This is a genomic window from Lachnospiraceae bacterium JLR.KK008 (assembly GCA_037015955.1).
In the GTDB taxonomy this organism is placed as follows: domain Bacteria; phylum Bacillota; class Clostridia; order Lachnospirales; family Lachnospiraceae; genus VSOB01.
In genome coordinates, this window is record CP143548.1 from 64,036 (window position 1) to 84,457 (window position 20,422).

The 20,422-nt window shown below is 48.7% G+C and carries 16 protein-coding genes; all 16 read left to right on the plus strand.

Annotated features, from left to right (window positions below; genetic code table 11):
* Positions 1–39: 39 nt before the first annotated feature.
* The 16 genes from V1224_00345 (at position 40) to V1224_00420 (ending at position 20,422) form a co-directional block, all read left to right on the plus strand.
* Positions 40–1,125, plus strand: a complete 1,086-nt coding sequence (locus V1224_00345) for an ABC transporter substrate-binding protein (GenBank protein ID WWR15947.1) — start codon at positions 40–42, stop codon at positions 1,123–1,125.
* A gap of 108 nt (positions 1,126–1,233) precedes the next feature.
* The gene (locus tag V1224_00350; GenBank protein WWR15948.1) at positions 1,234–2,754 is read left to right on the plus strand and encodes a sugar ABC transporter ATP-binding protein; all 1,521 of its coding nucleotides are present in this window, start codon (positions 1,234–1,236) and stop codon (positions 2,752–2,754) included.
* Between the two features lie 2 nt (positions 2,755–2,756).
* Positions 2,757–3,857 (plus strand): ABC transporter permease, encoded by a 1,101-nt coding sequence (locus tag V1224_00355; protein WWR15949.1) that lies wholly within the window; start codon positions 2,757–2,759, stop codon positions 3,855–3,857.
* 1 nt (position 3,858) lies between these two features.
* The gene (locus tag V1224_00360) at positions 3,859–4,914 is read left to right on the plus strand and encodes a sugar ABC transporter permease YjfF (protein WWR15950.1); all 1,056 of its coding nucleotides are present in this window, start codon (positions 3,859–3,861) and stop codon (positions 4,912–4,914) included.
* Positions 4,915–5,229: 315 nt separating this feature from the next.
* Positions 5,230–5,601, plus strand: a complete 372-nt coding sequence (locus V1224_00365) for a response regulator (GenBank protein ID WWR15951.1) — start codon at positions 5,230–5,232, stop codon at positions 5,599–5,601.
* Complete coding sequence (locus V1224_00370) at positions 5,598–8,162, plus strand: response regulator (GenBank protein WWR15952.1); 2,565 nt, start codon at positions 5,598–5,600, stop codon at positions 8,160–8,162. The genes V1224_00365 and V1224_00370 overlap by 4 nt, the downstream gene beginning before the upstream one ends.
* 166 nt (positions 8,163–8,328) lie before the next feature.
* Entirely contained in the window at positions 8,329–11,031 is a 2,703-nt protein-coding gene (locus V1224_00375; GenBank protein WWR15953.1) for a DegV family protein, read from the plus strand.
* 135 nt (positions 11,032–11,166) lie between these two features.
* On the plus strand, positions 11,167–12,219 hold the full coding sequence (locus V1224_00380) for an ABC transporter substrate-binding protein (protein ID WWR15954.1): 1,053 nt from the start codon (positions 11,167–11,169) through the stop codon (positions 12,217–12,219).
* A 19-nt stretch (positions 12,220–12,238) separates the two neighbouring features.
* Positions 12,239–12,517: a hypothetical protein gene (locus tag V1224_00385; protein ID WWR15955.1), complete on the plus strand. Its 279-nt coding sequence runs from the start codon at positions 12,239–12,241 to the stop codon at positions 12,515–12,517.
* 24 nt (positions 12,518–12,541) lie between these two features.
* Positions 12,542–14,149 (plus strand): FGGY-family carbohydrate kinase, encoded by a 1,608-nt coding sequence (locus tag V1224_00390; protein WWR15956.1) that lies wholly within the window; start codon positions 12,542–12,544, stop codon positions 14,147–14,149.
* A 99-nt stretch (positions 14,150–14,248) separates the two neighbouring features.
* Positions 14,249–15,088, plus strand: coding sequence for a transketolase (locus V1224_00395; protein WWR15957.1), 840 nt, complete (start codon positions 14,249–14,251; stop codon positions 15,086–15,088).
* Positions 15,088–16,032, plus strand: coding sequence for a transketolase family protein (locus tag V1224_00400; GenBank protein WWR15958.1), 945 nt, complete (start codon positions 15,088–15,090; stop codon positions 16,030–16,032). Before V1224_00395 ends, V1224_00400 begins: the two co-directional genes overlap by 1 nt.
* A gap of 12 nt (positions 16,033–16,044) precedes the next feature.
* Positions 16,045–16,692, plus strand: coding sequence for a ribulose-phosphate 3-epimerase (gene rpe, locus V1224_00405; GenBank protein ID WWR15959.1), 648 nt, complete (start codon positions 16,045–16,047; stop codon positions 16,690–16,692).
* 107 nt (positions 16,693–16,799) lie between these two features.
* Complete coding sequence (gene metG / locus V1224_00410) at positions 16,800–18,773, plus strand: methionine--tRNA ligase (GenBank protein ID WWR15960.1); 1,974 nt, start codon at positions 16,800–16,802, stop codon at positions 18,771–18,773.
* Between the two features lie 114 nt (positions 18,774–18,887).
* Positions 18,888–19,868: a 2-hydroxyacid dehydrogenase gene (locus V1224_00415; GenBank protein WWR15961.1), complete on the plus strand. Its 981-nt coding sequence runs from the start codon at positions 18,888–18,890 to the stop codon at positions 19,866–19,868.
* A gap of 74 nt (positions 19,869–19,942) precedes the next feature.
* On the plus strand, positions 19,943–20,422 hold the full coding sequence (locus V1224_00420) for a GNAT family N-acetyltransferase (protein WWR15962.1): 480 nt from the start codon (positions 19,943–19,945) through the stop codon (positions 20,420–20,422).

Consider the following 20,422-nt stretch of genomic DNA (forward strand, 5'->3'; position numbering starts at 1 on the left):
ACAGTCTTTTGACAGAATATTTTAAATGGAGGATAAGATATGAAAAAGAAAGTATTGAGTGCATTGCTCAGTGTGGCAATGGTGGCAACTCTGCTCGTTGGCTGCGGCAGCAGCGCTCCGGAAGAGACAGCAGCTCCTGCAGAAGAGGCAGAGGCAGCTCCCGCAGAGGATGCGGCAGAGGAAGCAGCTCCTGCAGAAGAGGCAGCAGGGGAAGAGGAAGCAGCAGAAGCTCCCGCAGCTTCCGGTGAGACAATCAAAGTAGGTATTATCAACAATGACCCGAACGAGTCCGGTTATCGTACAGCAAACGACAAAGATATGCAGGAAATGTTCACAAAAGAGAACGGATATGAGGCATCTTTCGCTTACAGTCTGAAGAATGATGAGCAGATTACAGCAGCTCAGAAGTTTATTCAGGACGGCGTTGACTATCTTCTTCTTTCCGCAGCAGATACGGCAGGCTGGGATTCCGTACTGCAGGACGCACAGAACGAAGGTATCCGCGTAATCTTATTTGACCGTACGATCGACGCTGATCCGGAACTGTATGAGGCATCCATCGTTTCCGATATGGCAAAAGAAGGCGAGACAGCGGTTGAATGGTTAAAGAGCCAGGGACTTGACGAATACAATGTTATCCACCTTCAGGGTGTTATGGGTTCCGCTGCACAAAAGGGACGTACAGGCGCTCTTGATGCAGCAGTGGAAGCTGGCGAGATGAATATCGTGACACAGCAGACCGCAGAGTGGAACGCTGAGAAAGCACAGCAGATCGTTCAGTCCGTAATCGATGCAGGCGATTCCTTCAACGTAATTTACGCTGAGAACGATGACATGGCGAAAGGTGCAGTGGCTGCTCTTGACAAGGCAAACATTTCTCACGGCGTTGGCAAAGACGTAATCGTTATGGGCTTTGACTGCAACAAGTGGGCATTGGAAGAACTGTTAAAGCAGAACTGGAATTATGACGGACAGTGCAATCCTTTCCAGGCATCCTATATCGATGAGATCATCAAGACAATCGAGAGCGGCGGAACAATTTCCGAGAAGACGATCATCATGGATGAGAAGGGCTTCGACGCTACAACGATCACACAGGAAGATGTAGATAACTACGGAATCTAATCCGATGAGATCATTTTAAAAGGTCGAAAAGGCGCGGCGCAGCGTAAAAGAAAATTGGTACGCTTGCACTGCGCTTTTTATCATAACAGGAAATTTGACAAGGGGGAAATGCAGGTGAAAGAGAAAGCCATATTGGAAATGAGAAATATCAATAAATCATTTCCCGGCGTACGTGCGCTGCAAGGGGTGGATTTTACCTTGTGTGAAGGGGAAGTCCATGCTCTGATGGGAGAAAATGGTGCGGGAAAGTCGACGTTGATCAAAGTCCTCACCGGAGTTTACGGAAAGGATGAAGGTGAGATCTTCATCAAAGGGCATGACAAAGCAGTAGCAATCCATTCTCCTCAGGATGCGCAGAATCTGGGTATCAGTACCGTATATCAGGAGATCACGCTCTGTCCGAACCTTTCCGTTGCCGAAAATATGTACATAGGCCGGACGAAAGGGCTCTGCCAGAACTGGAAAAAGATGAATACGGATGCCGACAGGATTTTGCAGTCACTGGATATTCCGGCGAAGGCAACACAGCAGCTTGCAAGCTGCTCGATCGCGATCCAGCAGATGGTTGCCATTGCCCGTGCGGTTGATATGGATTGTAAAGTACTGATTTTGGATGAACCGACTTCCTCGCTCGACGAACAGGAAGTTGCAAAATTATTTGGTTTGATGAGAGATCTGAAGGCAAGGGGAGTCGGCATCATATTCGTCACTCATTTTCTGGATCAGGTGTACGAGATCTGTGATAAGATTACGGTCCTTCGCGATGGTAAACTTGTGGGCGAATATGAGATCAAAGATCTGCCGCGTCTGAAGCTGGTATCCAAGATGCTTGGCAAGGAAATGGACGATATGTCTGACATCAAGGGTGAGCAGGCTGCCTACGACAATAAGGGTGCGACAGTGCCGGTACTGGAGGCGGAGCAGCTTGTCAGCGACGCGGGTATCAAACCGTTTAACTTCTATATTAATAAAGGCGAGGTAAACGGCTTCACAGGTCTTCTCGGTTCAGGACGAAGCGAGTGCGTGCGTGCGATCTTTGGCGCAGACAGAGTGCTTGGCGGAACCGTAAAGAAAAACGGAAAGACAATCAAAATCTCCAAACCGCTTGACGCAATGAAAAACGGGATCGCCTATCTGCCGGAAGACCGCAAGGTGGACGGTATTGTTGGGGACCTTTCCGTGCGGGAAAATCTGATCCTTGCCGCGCAGGTGCTTCGCGGATTCTTTAAACCGTTTACCAAGGCAGAGATGAGCAAGTTTGTAGATGAATATATCGATTTGCTCGACATCAAGACAGCGTCCCCGGAGACGCCGATTAAATCACTCTCCGGTGGCAACCAGCAGAAAGTAATCCTTGGGCGCTGGCTGCTGACGCATCCGGAATATCTGATCCTGGATGAACCTACGAGAGGAATTGATGTGGGAACAAAAGTTGATATTCAGAAACTTGTACTAAAGCTCGCCTCGGAAGGTATGAGCATCACCTTTATTTCTTCTGAGACAGATGAAATGCTCCGTACATGTTCCCGTCTGATCGTTATGCGCGATCGTGGACAGGTAGGAGAACTTTCGGGCGATGAACTGAGTCAGAGTATGATCATGAGTACGATTGCCGGAGGTGACAGATAAGTATGCAAACGAAAGAAAATAAAAAATCAGGGGCAATGGAGATGCTGAGCGGCCTTGTACGGAAACAGATCTTTATTCCGATCGCAGCCCTGTTGCTGCTGGGGATATTTAACTTGATTGCCGATCCTTCTTTTTATAAAATATCATTTGGTTACAACAGTGTGGGAGATCCCGTTCTCTCAGGATATTTGATGACTATTCTCGATTATGGTTCGGAATTAGCGATTCTGGCGATTGGTATGACGCTCGTGACAGCGGCATCCGGCGGGCAGGACATCAGCGTGGGCGCAACAATGGCTATCGCTGGCAGTGTCGTGCTGCGTGTACTTTGCGGAACCAATTCACGTCCGGAAACACTTCAGGCACCGATTATCGTGGCATTTCTCGTTGCCTGTGTTGTCTCCATGCTGTTTGGAGCGTTTAATGGCGGACTTGTGGCATATCTCGGGATTCCGCCGATGGTAGCGACACTGATCCTTTTCACAGCAGGACGTTCTATTGCGGCGTGGATCAATAACAATGAGCTGCCGATCGTCAGCGATGCGACCTTTACTTATTTCGGAGGATTTATCCCGGGGATTCCGATTCCGACTCCGTTTTTCATTGCCATGCTCTGCGTGGCCGCCATCGCGATTGTGCTGAAAATGACGAACCTGAGACTTTATATCCAGTCCGTAGGAATCAACGAGAGCTCTTCCCGGCTGAATGGTCTCAATCCGGAACTGATCAAGTTGTTGTCTTTTGTCATACTTGGTCTCTGTGTGGCGGTAGCCGGTTTTATCAAAGTGAGCCGTCTCTCTTCCATTAACTATTCTGTCATTGCCAAGGATATTGAGATGGATGCCATTCTCGCGGTAGCGCTGGGCGGCAATTCTCTTGGCGGTGGTAAATTTAATATGACGGCGTCCATTCTTGGCGCTTATGTTATCCAGTTCCTGACGACGACACTCTATAAACTCAATGTACAGTCCGATGCACTTCCGGCATACAAGGCTGTCGTAGTCATTGTACTGGTCGTATTGAGCGCGCCGATCGTGAGAGATTATCTCTCCGGCCTGTGGAAACAGCTTAAGGGAAAATCCAACGCAAAGGAGGTCGCTTAATATGGCAGACAAAGCATCAGGCGGAAACAACAGTTTCAGCGTTAAATTCAAAAATATGAGCGATACCAATCTACTGCTGACGATCACGGTCGTGGTCTTCTTCCTCATGTATATTGGGGCGATCGTATTTCAGGGGAAAGGATTCTTAAAGCCGCAGACTTTTATGAACATTCTCAACGCCAATGCGGCGCTGATTATTACTTCCTGTGGTATGAGTCTTGTCATGATCACAGGCGGCATTGACATTTCCGTAGGCGGCGTGGCTGCGCTTGTCAGCATGTGCTGCGCCGTATATCTGGATTTTAAGGGCGGCAGTGTGTTCGGGGCGATCCTGATCGCCATCGGCATTGGCCTTGCCTATGGCCTTGTACAGGGGTTCCTCGTCGCTTATCTGGAGATCCAGCCGTTTATTGTATCACTGGCAGGGATGTTCTTTGCCCGCGGCATGACGACGATCGTCAACACCAATCCGTTTAACGTGGAGAATGAGGCGTTTGTAGCGATCAAAGATACACGTGTACAGATCCCGGGGCTTGGCTCTGTCAATAAGATCGGGAAATATGTGCCGGCCTATATTGAAATCGGAGTCATTGTGGCACTGCTCATCGTCATCATATTGTTCTGTCTGCTGCGGTGGACGAGAACGGGCCGGGCGTTTTATGCCGTAGGCGGCAACAGTCAGAGCGCCCTGATGCTCGGTATCAATGTAAAACGGACGCGGTTTCTGTCTCATATGATTTGCAGTTTCCTCGCCGGAGTCGGCGGATTTGTCTATTTCCTTCATGTCGGCTCGGGTTCGCCGTCTCATGCCGCCGGTATGGAAATGAACGCGATTGCTTCCTCGATCATCGGCGGTACGATGTTGACCGGCGGTGTCGGCAACATCATCGGTTCCTTCTTTGGAGTACTTTCCCTGAGTACGATCCAGAATATCGTATCATCCGCCGGGCTTGACAAGGCATGGTGGACGGGGATCACGGTTGCAGCCATGCTTTGTCTGTTCCTTGTGATTCAGAGTGTGATCATGGTGCGTAAAAAGAGAGCTTTGGGCAAATAATATAAAATGACAAAAAGGTGGTCAATAAGGTCTGCCTCACATAAGAACAATAACAAAACTACCGTTCAGAGCATAGCGAAAGGGTAGCAGTCATTATGATTGCTGCTCTTTTGCTGTAGCTATGACCATATATTTCCACTGCGTAGCAAGTGACTAAAGAAAATGAAAGAAAGACGGCCGTGATACAGCCGGATGTGATTTAACTAATCGACAAAAAGGTTTCCTAATTAAACTTGATTTTCTCAGAGCATTCATTTAGAATAGATTTCACAGGCCGAAAAAAACTTGACTATAAAAATAAGGAGGCAAACTTTTATGCAGAATATGCAGAAACGCGTTTTGGTGGTGGACGATGACGATATGAATCTGATGAGGACGAAGAAGATCCTCGGGAAAGAATATGACGTATTTTTAGCCAGATCAGGGGCTGAGGCGCTGAAAACGCTGAGGCGTGAGCAGATGGATCTGGTTCTGTTGGATATTGAAATGCCAAGGATGGATGGATTTGAAACTTTTGAGCGTATGAAGGAGTTTGCGGATGAGACGCCTGTAATCTTTTTGACTGCCTCAGGACTGGAAGATGATGTGGTCAATGCAATTCGGCTGGGCGCGGTGAATTACCTGAAAAAGCCGTTCCCTCCGCAGGAGTTGCTAAGCAGAGTGGCGCGGGAGTTTGAGAAGAAATGAGGACGGCAGAACAGACGGGCAGGTATCTTTTGCTGGCTGTTATCACCACAGTATTCAGCGGGATGCTGAGCCTGATTACAGTTGTGATGGCGTGGGAGCTCTGGACAATTCCTCTGATGTTGACCAGCTGCTTTTGCATCTGGCTGCTGCACATAGGGAAGATAGGTTCGGAAAAATTTTATGAAAATATTTGCGCTGGCCTGATGCTGCTGGAATTCTTTTTCTTTGGCGTACACGAGACCAGCCTTTTTGATATACCGGCTGTAGCCTGCATTACGATTCTTGTGTTGTTTATGCTGAATAAAAATTGGATCCTGCATGTGCTCCGGGCGCTCTATATATTAGTGCTGCTGTACCATGTAATAATTCTGCATACTATTTCTTACAGCATCGAATTCCAGAATGCTTTTCGCCTGTTACTGGGCGCTGTTATAATCTTTGGCGGGGCGGCACTGGCGGGATACTGGATCAAACAGCGCCGCATCCAGCGGAAATGGTACGATCGTGTGTTTAATGAACTGGAAACGACCAGCAAACAAAACGCTGTCCTTTTATCCAATGTGTCCCATGAGCTGCGCACGCCGATCAATATGGTAATCGGGATCAGCGAGGTGGCGCTTGGAAAAGAACTTTCCCAGGATATTCGGGAGGATATGAGAGCCATTAAGCTGGCTGGGAAACGTCTGTCCAACCAGATCAACAATATGCTGGACTATACGGAGATCGTAGAGGGTACGCTGACTCCGGCCAGGGAAGAGTATATGATTACCTCGGTATTAAACGATGTAATCACAATGACTGCGCTGCAGAGTAATCGGCAACATCTGGAGATCGTGTTTGATATAGATCCAAAAGTGCCCGCGGTTCTTGTGGGAGACGCGGAGAAAATTTCCCATGTACTCAAAATTTTGGTGGAAAATTCTATCAAATTTACGGAAGAGGGCGGCGTAAACATTCGTATTGGCTACCGGCCGGAAAGTTATGGAATTAATTTGCTTATAGACATCTGCGATACGGGCATCGGCATGACAGATTCCCAGATGCGGCAAATGTACGATGATTTTTATCAGGCGGATTCCGGAAGCAGCCGCTTTGTAGGCGGGCTTGGGCTTGGACTGCCTATCGCCCGGGGGCTTTTGAATGCTATGGGCGGATTTGTCCATTTTGACAGCAAGCGACAGCAGGGTCTGCACGCTCATATTGCGATTCCACAGGGTGTGGCAGATAAGCGGCCGTGCATTGTACTTAATCACGCAGACGAGACGTGCGTTGCGTGCTATTTCAGGCCGGAGCGCTACAGCTGTGACGAGGTGAGAGGGTATTATGACAATCTGATTTTCAATTTGTTGAACGGGCTTGGCATCAATGGCTATCAGACGCATAATTTTGAGGGCCTGCTCAAGCTGCAGCACAGTCACAATTTGACCCATGTGTTCATCGCGCAGTCAGAATATGAAGAAAATCAGCCATACTATGAAGAGCTGGCGGATACGCTGCAGGTTGTTGTCATTGCAGATAAGGAGTTCGCTTTAGACAGTGAGAGTAAGCTGCATATTATACATAAACCTTTCTCAGCGTTATCTGTTGCCAATCTGATGAACGGGGAGATGGGGGCTCGCGGGTTTGCAGAGGCTCAGGCCACAGGAAAGAAACCCTTTACCTGCAAAGGCGTACGCGCGTTGGCGGTGGACGACGAGGAGATGAATCTGGTGGTGGCCAAAGGCGTACTTGGGAGCTATGGGATCGAGGTGGATACGTGTCTGAGCGGCCGGGAGGCTGTGGAGCAGTGTGACAGCGTTTCTTATGATATTATCTTCCTGGACCATATGATGCCGGGATTTGATGGCGTACAGACTTTGAAAAAGATACGGGAACTTCGCAGCGGTGCTTATCAGGATTTGCCAATCATTGCACTGACTGCAAATACCGTCAGCGGTGCACGTGAAATGTTCCGCAGCGAAGGATTCACAGAATTTGTCCCCAAGCCTATTGAACGCACTGTTTTGGAACGGGTACTGAGAAGAGTGCTTCCGAAACGCTTTATTGAGTATGGGGAAACATATGCACAGAAGAACATGCCTGAGAACAGCATGGCTGCCGATTCGGATGCGAAACAGCAGGAAATGTCCGATCAGGCACCGGAGCCGGTGGAACAGTCGGAAGCTGTGGAGGCAGCTTATTCTGCGAAACCATCTGTGGATAAGCCGTCAGACCCCTATGAGCGGTTGGCTCAGGCCGGCATTAATGTGGAACTGGGGCTGAATTATTGCGGCGAAGACAGGGAATTTTTCCAGGAGATGCTACAGATGTTCCATGAACAGAGTGAAACCAAAAAGGCGGAGATTGTATCTCTGTATGAGAATGCCAACTGGGCGGATTACACGGTAAAGGTTCATGCACTCAAGGGCACATCGCTGACCATCGGCGCGGAAGCCCTTTCCGCACAGGCCAAAGAACTGGAACTTGCGGGGAAACGCGGCGATGTGGACTTTATTCGGGAGCATCACGCCGCGCTGATGTGTGCGTATGATGAAATTTGTGCACAAATCGCCGGGATATAACCGGGTTCGGCGGTTTTTCTTATCGTTTAGGAAATTCCGATACGATAAAAGTCAAAATGCGCAGCTTGCGGAGTGGAAACTGCTGCCGAAGTAGTCCGCTCGCGCGCGGCGAAGCGCGTATGTGCGCTTCTTTTTTTAGATTTATTTTGGAAGGAGTGGAGTTTGCGTGATAAGAAAATGGTTTGACATCATCTCTGACCACAAGATCAGCCTGCACGAACGTATGTTTCGCATCGTGACTGTGATCTGTATGATTGCATTGATATTTACTTTGCCTATGGGCAGGAGCATCGTAAATATTTTGCTTCTGGTAATGAGTCTGGCATTTATTGCGGTAATCGTGCGGCTTAGCATTCGAAAAGGATGTGTCCAAACGGGGGCTACGGCGATTGTGGTGCTATTGCTTGCGCTGTTTCCGTTCACATTTTTCAGCGCGGGGGGATTTTACAGCGGGGTGCCGGAGTGGTTTGTACTCTGCTTTATCTATGTCTGTATTACCTTGCATGGAAGACGTATGATTACATTTTTTGGGCTGTGCACGGCGGAAACGCTGCTCTGTTATGGCATTGCCTATTACTTTCCGGAATTGGCCAACCTGAACAGCCAGCAGCGTTCGTTTTTTGATTCTGCCTTATCTATGGTTATGGTTGGGCTGCTTACCAGTGTGCTGCTCATGTTCCTGAACCGGATGTATGAGGAAGAAAACGCCCTCACCCAGCAGCAGAAAAAGGAGATTGAGGAGCTGAATCAGGCGGAGAACCATTTCTTTTCCAGCATGAGCCATGAGATCCGCACCCCTATCAATACGATCATAGGGCTGAATGAGATTACACTTCGGGGCGATATTCCGCCGGAAGTGGCGGAGAACGCCAGGAATATTCAGGGAGCCAGCAAACTGTTGCTTATGCTGATTAACGATATTCTGGACATATCCAAAATCAAGTCCGGAAAGATGGAGATTATCAATACCTCCTATGAGACAGGGACGCTTTTTTCCGAGATTGTCAATATGATCTGGATCAAGGCGAAGGAGAAGGGGCTGGAATTTAAGCTCCATATAGATCCGTCTATTCCAAGTATGCTCTGCGGAGATGAGATGCGGATCAAGCAGATTCTGATTAACCTGCTGAATAATGCGGTGAAGTACACCAGCGAGGGTTCTGTCACTCTCTCCGTCCGCTGTGAGCGTATAGGGGTCAACCGGGTGCAGGTCTGGTATGCTGTGGAAGATACCGGACAAGGGGTGAAAAAGGAGAACATTCCCTATTTATTTAACGCGTTCCGACGGGTGGATGAAGAGAAAAACCGCCATATTGAGGGAACCGGGCTGGGACTGAGCATTGTCCAACAGCTGGTGGAACTGATGGGCGGTGAGATCAGCGTGAACAGCATCTACACCAAAGGTTCAAAATTTGTTGTTACCCTGGAGCAGGACATCGTGGATGAGAAAGAGCTGGGAGCCTTTACGCTGTCTTCCCGGGCAAAGATTCATGACGAGGGAGTGTACCAGCAAAGTTTTGAGGCACCGGGCGCGCATATCCTGGTGGTAGATGACAATGAGATGAACCTGATGGTGGTGACCAAGCTGCTGTCGGAGACAAAGATTCAGATCGACACCGCATCCAGTGGACTGGAGTGCCTGAAGCTGACTCAAAACCATCATTATGACTGTATCCTCATGGATCATTTGATGCCGGAAATGGATGGAATTCAGTGTCTTCATGCACTGCGGGTGCAGCCGGGAGGTCTGTGTCAGGACGCGCCGGTAGTAGCTCTGACGGCCAATGCAGGCAGTGATAACCAGATGCTTTACCGAAAGGAAGGATTCAGCGGCTATCTGGCCAAGCCGGTCAGCGGCGCCCTGCTGGAGGCAGCCGTACTGAATATTCTGCCCAAAGAGCTGGTGATGCGGTATGGGGAGGATGTTGGTCAGTCGGACCTGGAAAAGGACATTTTAATTTTTGACCAGGCGCAGCGGCGTTCTTATCTGATTACAACGGACAGTGTGTGCGATCTTCCGGAATCGCTCAGAAAGGAGTACGGTATTTCTGTCTGTCCCTATTATGTCTGTACGGAGGAAGGCCGTTTCCTGGATGGACGGGAACTGAGATCGGATGAACTGCTGGCTCACATTGCCAAGGGTGGGACAGGATATTCCCAGCCTCCTGATGTGGAAGACTATGAGCGGTTCTTTGCGGAGAAACTGACAGAGGTGCAGAACGTGATCCATATCTCAATGGCAAAGCACGTCAGTGAAGGGTATCATAACGCTGCTGAGGCGGCGAGATCCTTTGATAATGTCACTGTAATAGATTCCGGCCACCTCTCCAGCGGCATGGGGCTGGCGGTATTGTATGCAGCTCATTTGGCGGAACATCACGCCGGAAAGGCGGAGATTGTCGCATCGGTGAAACGGCTGGAACACTTTATTTCTTCTGCTTTCATCATAGATAATACCCATATGATGTGCCAGGCCGGACGAATTCCGAAACGGATACAGGTGCTTTGCGATGCGTTATTCCTGCATCCGGTCCTTGTGCTGAAAAAAAGCAAAATGGTGGTAGGCAGTATGGAAGTAGGCGGTTTCACCCGTATTGCCAGAAGATATATCAGGAAAGTGTTACAGGAGACCAGAACGATCGACAGGCGTATCCTGTTTATCACATATTCCGGTCTGGATGCGGAAAAGCTCCAATATATTCAGAACCTTGTAAAACAGTACTGTCCCTTCGAGCGGGTTTATCTGCAAAAAGCATCTTCCGCTATTGCAAGCAACTGCGGTGCGGGCTCATTCGGTTTGCTGTTTATGCGGAAAGATGATGCGGCTACATTTGCTGTCAGGACGGACAATCAGGATGGAGCAGCATAATCAGGCGATCCGTTCGTTTTGGAGTATGATAATCATGCAGTACTCGGAATGGTCTGGCAACGAAGGTCAGGCCAGACAGCTCTTTTTTATCTATTGCAGATGTGGTACAATAAACAAATGAAGCAGATAAAGATAATGAAAAAAACTTCTGTGATCATGTTCCTCCTGCTTATCTGTGTTTTTGCATTCAGTTGCCGGAACGATACAATGACAGAGGACGTGTCGGAAGAAGCTGCGGAAAGCGAATGTATTGTCGTGGGCTTTTCCCAGCTTGGCGCGGAATCGGACTGGAGGAGCGCCAACTCAGAGTCCATGAGATCGACATTTACGGAGGAAGCAGGGTATCGCCTGCTTTTTGAGGATGGGCAGCAAAAACAGGCCAATCAGATCATGGCGATTCGTATGTTTATCCAGCAGGAAGTAGATTATATCGTGCTCGCGCCGGTGACAGAGACCGGGTGGGACACTGTCCTCCAGGAGGCGAAAGATGCGGGTATACCAGTCATTATCGTAGACCGCATGGTGGATGTATCGGATGAAAGCCTGTTTACCTGCTGGGTCGGTTCTGACTTTGAGTTAGAGAGCAAAAAAGCGGCGCAGTGGCTGCATCAGTATGCGCAGATTCATGAGATTCCCCCGGAGGCGATCAACATCGTCAATATACAGGGGACAATCGGGGCTTCCGCCCAGATCGGACGCACAAAAGGGCTTGCGGATGCCGTGAGAGAGAATGACTGGAACCTGCTTGCGGCTGTTCCGGGCGATTTTACACGGGCCAAAGGGAGAGAAGTGATGGAATCTCTTCTGAAAAAATATGTGGACATCAATGTCGTCTACTGTGAGAATGACAATGAGGCGCTTGGAGCCATTGATGCCATCGAAGCATTCGGAAGGCGGGTCGGTTCACGTATTATGGACGGTGAGATCATGGTCATTTCTTTTGATGGCGTCAATAAAGAGGCCATGCGCCATGTCTCAGACGGTAAGATCCGCTGTATTGCGGAATGCAATCCGCTGCATGGTCCCCGCGTGAGGACGGTGATCGAAATGCTGGAGCAGGGAAAGACACCGGACAAGTTCTACTACGTGGAAGAAGGCATGTACACGCATGACGATACGGTGAAGGCAGTGATGGTGGATGGCAGGAAATATCCGGTAACAGTCGTATCGGAAACAGTTAATGAATAACGGGCAAAAGGAGAAGGATATGGCAAGAGAAAACGGGCAAAACGGCAGAGCGCTGCCGACAAAAGTGATGCTGACGATACGTGTTCTGGTAGGCGCTTACCTGCTTTATACGGCTTATTCACTGATCGGCGGTGTGGTTGGCGGAGAGGGAAGAGATAAATATTTCTTTGGCGCATTTATCGTTTTCTTTACGATTGCAGGAATTTTCCTGATGATCTATGCAGGCAGAGACTTACTTCGGGGCAAATATATCGGCGGTGCGATGGATGATACACCGCAGGATGAGGATACAGAATAAATTCAAAAACAGGAGGGTAAGGAAATGGGGATTGACAAAAAGGCAGCAAAAGAGATCATTGAAGCCGGAAAAGCCGTGCTGGGTATCGAATTTGGTTCTACCCGTATTAAGGCAGTGCTTGTGGGAGCGGACCATGCACCGATCGCATCAGGCAGCCATGACTGGGAGAACGACTATGTGGATGGGATCTGGACGTATGCGCTCGATAAGATTCATACGGGACTACAGGACTGTTACCGGAGTCTCCTAGAGGATGTAAAGGCGCAGTATGGCGTTTCGATCAAATCGCTGGGGGCGATCGGGTTCAGTGCGATGATGCACGGTTATATGGCTTTTAACAAAGACGATGAACTTCTCGTACCGTTCCGCACATGGAGAAATACGATTACGGGGCAGGCGTCCGCAGAGCTGACAAAGCTGTTCAACTATAATATTCCGCAGAGATGGAGTATTTCGCATCTCTATCAGGCGATCTTAAACCACGAAGAACATGTGAAAGACGTAACATTTTTTACGACGCTGGCAGGTTACATCCATTGGAAACTGACCGGAGAGAAAGTGCTCGGTGTGGGCGATGCGTCGGGTATGTTCCCGATTGATATTGCCACCGGCGGTTTCCACAAAAAGATGATCGCTCAGTTTAACGAAAAGGTGGCTTCCTGTAGCTATCCATGGAAGCTGGAAGAGATTCTTCCCGGAGTGTTATCAGCCGGGGAAGATGCCGGAAAACTGACGGCAGAAGGAGCGAAATTCCTTGACTTGTCCGGAGAGCTGGAGGCAGGTATCCCGCTCTGTCCGCCGGAGGGAGACGCTGGGACCGGTATGGCGGCGACAAACAGCGTGGCAGTGCGTACGGGTAATGTATCTGCCGGTACAAGCGTATTTGGCATGATTGTTTTGGAGAAGGAACTTCAGAAAGTACATGAGGAGATTGATCTCGTGACAACTCCGAGCGGTCATCTTGTGGCAATGGCACACTGCAACAACTGCACTTCCGACCTTAATGCGTGGGTGAATCTCTTTAAGGAATTTGCGGAAGATATGGGCATGAACGTTGATATGAGCGATCTGTTCGGAAAGCTGTACCGTAAGGCGCTGGAAGGCGATGATGACTGCGGCGGTCTTCTGGCATACAATTATTTGTCTGGGGAGCATGTTGTCGGTATGGAGGAGGGCAGACCATTGTTTGTCCGTACGCCGAATTCGAAGTTTAGCCTTGCGAATTTCATGCGTGTACATCTCTTTGCTTCTCTCGGTGTGTTAAAGACAGGACTGGATATACTTTTTAAGGAGGAAGGCGTTCAGGTAGACGAGATTCTTGGACATGGCGGATTGTTCAAAACGAAGGGCGTAGGACAGAGAATCCTTGCGGCAGCAATCAACACTCCGGTTTCCGTGATGGAGACGGCGGGAGAAGGCGGTGCGTGGGGGATTGCCCTGCTTGCTTCGTATATGGTTCATAAGCAGGATGGGGAAACGCTGGACGGATTTTTGAACAGAGCCGTTTTTGCAGGAGAAAAAGGCAGCCGGATGGAGCCGGATGCAAAAGATGTAGCCGGATTTGATGCGTTTATGGAGCGGTATACAAGGGGACTTCCGATTGAGAGAGCGGCGATCGATTTCCTGAAATAAGAAAATTCTTATTGTGAATTACCGGTATGGCTATGGACGGAAGTTGTGTATTATGCTAAATTAAGAGTAGTAAAATTATATAATATGGAGGACAAGGCTATGAACAAACTGGAATTAGCAAAGACAGCTAATGAAGTGCGTAAAGGTATCGTAACAGCAGTGCATAGTGCGAAAGCAGGACATCCGGGCGGATCTCTTTCGGCGGCAGACCTGTTTACGTATCTTTATTTTGAAGAAATGAATATTGATCCGAAAAATCCGAAGATGGAAGATAGAGACAGATTTGTGTTATCGAAAGGACATACGGCTCCCGGTCTCTATTCGGCGTTGGCGCACCGCGGATATTTTCCGGTGGAAGATTTAAAGACACTGCGTAAACTCGGCTCTTATCTGCAGGGACATCCGTGTATGCAGGACACGCCGGGTGTGGATATGTCCAGCGGTTCTCTGGGACAGGGACTTTCCGCAGCGGTAGGTATGGCGCTTGCGGCAAAGATGGACAAAAAGGATTACCGTGTTTACTGTCTGTGCGGTGACGGCGAGATCCAGGAAGGACAGATCTGGGAAGCCGCCATGTTCGCAGGCCACAGAAAGCTGGACAATCTGGTCGTGATCGTGGACAACAACGGTCTTCAGATCGACGGCAAAGTGGAAGATGTTTGTTCTCCTTATCCGATTGATAAAAAATTTGACGCTTTCAATTTCCATACGATCAATATTGACGGCAATGATCTTGAGCAGATCGCAGCAGCGATGAAAGAGGCGAGAGAGACAAAGGGGCAGCCGACGGCGATCGTGATGAAGACCGTAAAGGGCAAAGGCGTATCCTTTATGGAGAACAATGCGGGGTGGCATGGGAAAGCGCCCAGCGATGAGGAATATGCGACCGCGATAGCAGATCTGGAGAAGATCGGAGCAGAACTGGGAGGTGCAAACTAATGGCTGATGCAAAGAAAATAGCAACAAGAGAAAGTTATGGCAATGCACTGGCACAGTGCGGAGATAAATATCCGAATTTAGTCGTATTGGATGCCGATCTGGCAGGTGCGACAAAGACAAGCGTATTTCAGAAAGCATTTCCGGACCGTCACATCGACTGCGGGATCGCGGAATGTAATATGACAGGTATCGCGGCAGGTCTTGCAACTTGCGGCAAAGTGCCGTTTATCAGTTCTTTCGCGATGTTTGCGGCAGGCCGTAATTTTGAGCAGGTGAGAAATGCTATCGGTTATCCGCATCTGAATGTGAAGATCGGCGCAACTCACGCAGGCATTACGGTAGGTGAGGACGGAGCGACACATCAGTGTAATGAAGACATCGCGCTTATGAGAACCATTCCGGGCATGACAGTAATCGTTCCTGCGGATGACATTGAGGCAAAGGCAGCTGTGGAAGCAGCCATCCAGTTTGATGGCCCTGTATATCTGCGCTTTGGACGTGCAGCTGTGCCGGTAATCAATGATAAGCCGGACTATAAATTTGAGATTGGAAAAGGCGTCGTTGTCAAAGAGGGCAAGGATGTGACGATCGTAGCTACGGGCACCTGTGTATCCGGTGCACTGGAAGCAGCGGAAAAGCTGGCAGCAGACGGTATTGATGCAGAAGTGATCAATATCCATACGATCAAGCCGATTGATGAGGAGCTGGTAATCGCTTCCGCGACAAAGACAGGCAAAGTAGTAACCGTGGAGGAACATTCCACAATCGGTGGACTGGGCAGTGCAGTGTGTGACGTACTCAGTGCAAAAGCGCCGACTAAAGTGCTGAAGATCGGTATGAACGATGTGTACGGTGAATCCGGTACGGCAGCAGGACTTCTTGAGAAATATGGTCTGGACGGCAAGGGCATCTATGCAGGCGTGAAAGCGTTTGTTCAGGAGTAATCAGGAGATTTTATGGAGACAATTATTTCACCATCCATTTTGTCTGCGGACTTTAATGTCTTGGGCGAGCAGATAAAAGAAGTAGAGAGATCCGGTGCAAAATATCTTCATATCGATGTTATGGACGGGATATTTGTCCCGTCCATCTCCTTCGGTATGCCGGTGATCGCATCGATCAGGAAAAATACGGATCTGTTCTTTGACGTCCATCTGATGATCGTGGAACCGATTCGATATATTGAGGAATTTGCAAAGGCCGGAGCAGATTTGATTACATTCCACCTGGAAGCTGCGGCGGGCCATGTGCAGGAGACGATCGACAAGATTCGCAGTTTTGGCTGTAAAGTAGGCATTTCTATCAAACCGAAGACACCGGTGTCCGAGCTGGAACCATATTTGGAGATGGCGGATATGATATTGATCATGACGGTGGAGCCCGGTTTTGGCGGACAGAAGTATATTCCGTCTTCGACGGAAAAGATTCGTCAGGTGCGCCGGCTTTCGGAAGAAAAAGGGCTGGCTATGGACATACAGGTTGACGGCGGTATTTATGCAGATAATGTGTCGGTAGTCAAAGAAGCGGGCGCCAATGTGATTGTGGCGGGCAGCGCTGTCTTTATCGGGGACATTGTGGAGAATGTGCGGAAGCTGATGGAGTAGTCACGGCAGAAGATGAGAAAATCTGCCATTTACGTCTTCTTGTTCCAGTGGATAAGAAGACGTTTTCTTTGTTATCATCTTAGATTGCAGCGGAAAGGAAGAAACGGATGAGTAAGGGAGCGTATTATATTACAACGGCGATTGCCTATACTTCGGGGAAACCTCATATCGGAAACAGTTATGAGATTGTGCTGGCGGACAGCATCGCCCGGTTTAAGAGAAAAGAAGGCTATGACGTTTATTTTCAGACAGGGACGGATGAACATGGACAGAAAATCGAACTTAAAGCCCAGGAGCAGGGACTGACACCCAAAGAGCTGGTAGATGGGATGGCAGGCACGGTTCGGGAACTGTGGGACCTGATGAACACTTCTTATGACAGATTTATCCGTACGACCGACGATGATCATGAGAAACAGGTGCAGAAAATCTTCAGGCGACTGTACGAACAGGGCGACATTTATAAAGGTTCGTATGAAGGGCTTTATTGCACGCCATGTGAATCCTTCTGGACACAGTCGCAGCTGGTAGATGGTAAATGTCCGGACTGCGGCCGGGAAGTGAAACCGGCGAAGGAAGAGGCTTATTTTTTCCGTATGAGCAAATATGCGGACCGGTTGATTGAGCATATCAATTCTCATCCGGAATTTATCCAGCCCGTATCCCGCAAAAATGAGATGATGAATAACTTCCTGCTTCCGGGTCTGCAGGATCTGTGCGTCTCCAGGACTTCCTTCAAATGGGGCATTCCGGTAGATTTTGATGACAAACATGTCATTTATGTCTGGTTGGATGCGCTGACAAACTATATAACCGGTATTGGCTATGACTGTGACGGGAACAGCACAGACCAATATAAAAAATACTGGCCTGCGGACCTGCATCTGATCGGAAAAGATATTATCCGTTTTCATACGATCTACTGGCCGATCTTCCTGATGGCCCTGGGAGAACCACTGCCTAAACAGATATTCGGACATCCGTGGCTGCTGCAGGGCGATGGTAAGATGAGCAAATCGAAAGGAAATGTGCTCTATGCCGATGATCTCGTCAATTTCTTTGGCGTCGATGCTGTCCGTTATTTTGTACTTCATGAAATGCCCTTCGAAAATGACGGTGTGATCTCATGGGAGCTGCTGGTGGAACGATTAAACGCGGACCTGGCCAATACGCTTGGCAATCTTGTCAATCGCACGATCTCTATGAGCAATAAATATTTTGGCGGGACTGTCGCAGATCGGGGTGCAGAGACGGATGTGGATGCGGATCTGAAAGCCGTTGTCACAGGTACGCTGAAAAAAGTATGCGCAAAAATGGAAGAGCTGCGGGTGGCAGATGCGATCACGGAAATATTCACTCTGTTCAAACGCTGCAATAAATATATTGATGAGACAGAGCCATGGCTGCTGGCGAAGGATGAAGCACGGAAAGACAGGCTATCTACAGTGCTCTATAACCTGACGGAAAGTATTGTCATTGGCGCCTCCCTGCTGGAGCCATTTATGCCGCAGACGGCAGGCAGAATCGTCAGCCAGCTGAATACACAGCTTCGCGGGTTTGATACTCTGGAACAGTTTGGGCTTTACCCTTCCGGCAGTCGGGTGACGGACAAGCCGGAGATCCTTTTTGTGAGACTGGATGTCAAAGAAGTGGTGGAGAAAGCGGAAGCGATGTTTGCAGAGAGGAAGGCGGCGCAGCAGCCACAGCAGGAGGCGGACGAGACAAAGACAGACGTGATCGATATCGAGCAGAAACCGGAAATCACGTATGATGATTTTGCGAAGATGCAGTTCCAGGTAGGGGAGATCGTATCCTGCGAGGCGGTCAAAAAATCAAAGAAACTGCTCTGCTCACAGGTCAGGATCGGCAGCAGCATAAAGCAGATCGTATCCGGCATCAAGCAGTATTATACGCCGGAAGAGATGGTCGGCAAAAAGGTGATGGTACTTGTAAACCTGAAACCGGCTACACTGGCTGGCGTCGTATCGGAGGGAATGCTTCTGTGTGCCGAGGATGCAGAAGGCAATCTGGCTCTCGTATCACCGGAGAAAGAAATGCCTGCGGGTGCGGAGATCTGCTGATGTGTTCTTACATGATTTTTTGAGAACACCGTATACTATAGCAAAACAGGTAATTGCGAAACGGTAGTTTCGCAATTATCTATATAGTAAAATTCTGAGAAATGAGGTATTTATATGAAAATCATGTTTTATAATACGAAACCATATGATAAATTCTGGTTTGAACCGATGGCGAAAGACTATGGATTTGAGATCCATTTTGTGGAAATGCAGTGTGATGAGGAGACAATCTCACTGGCGAAAGGGTATGATGCGATCTGCATCTTTGTCAATGATTATGTCAATGCGGCCATGATTGACAGGCTTTGCGAAATGCAGATCAAAGGTATCCTGCTGCGGTGTGCCGGATTTAATAATGTCGATATAAAGGCTGCGGAGGGCAGGCTCCATGTATTGAGAGTTCCCAGCTATTCGCCGGAGGCTGTGGCAGAATTTGCGATGGCAATGCTGCTGACCGTAAATCGGTATACGCATCGGGCTTATACGAGAACAAGAGATTTTAATATGAATATCAATGGCTTCATGGGCGTGGATCTGTATTCCAAGACGGCCGGTGTCGTGGGAACCGGGAAGATCGGACAGGCGATGATACGGATTCTCAAAGGATTCCAGATGGATATTGTGGCTTACGACCCCTATCCGAATCCGAATCTGGATGTCAACTATGTCTCTCTGGAGGAATTGATGAAACGCGCGGACGTCATCAGTCTGCACTGTCCGTTGACAGACGACACAAAACATCTGATCAATGCGCGTACGATCGGCATGATGAAAAAGGGAGTTTATCTTGTCAATACGTCAAGGGGCGCGCTGATTGATACGGAAGCGCTGATTGACGGACTTTTGGAAAAAAGGTTTGCAGGCGTGGGTCTCGATGTATATGAAGAGGAAGAGGGCGTTTTTTACGAGGACCGCTCCAATGAGATCATGAAAGACGAAGGACTTGTAAGGCTCACCTCCTTCCCGAATGTGCTGATTACATCGCATATGGGATTTTTTACGAAGGAGGCAACCAAGGCGATCGCGCAGGTCACGCTGGAGAATGCCTATGCGTTAGAGACAGGTAAACAGCTTGTGAATGAAGTTTTGCCATAGGAGAGTCCGACCTACTTGTATTTCATGAAAAAATTCGCTATGATGTATAGAAAAGAGTAATTGGGGATGGAACAATGGAAGAACACAATTCCCAGTGGGAAGTCAGGCCTGCATATCGGGAAGAGTGGCAGGATGCAATGGCGCTGGCATGGAAAACTTTTATGAAATATGAGGCAGATGATTATACGCCGGAGGGTGTGAAAAGTTTTCTGGATTTTATTACCGATTCGAGACTTTATCGGATGTTTTTGATCGGCAGCTATGAAATGATGGTTGCGATGAAAGAAGAACGTATGATCGGAATGATTACGCTTCGTGGGAGGAATCATATCTCACTTTTGTTCGTGGATGAAAAATATCACAGAAAAGGTGTGGGCAGATCTCTGATGCAATATCTATGCAACTATCTGTTGAAAGAGGAAGGTATATCGAAGATCACAGTCAATGCGGCACCGTATGGGCTGGAATTTTACCATAAACTGGGTTTTCGGGATACCGGGCTGGAGATGCAGCAGGACGGGATACGGTATACACCGATGGAGTTTGTTTTTTAA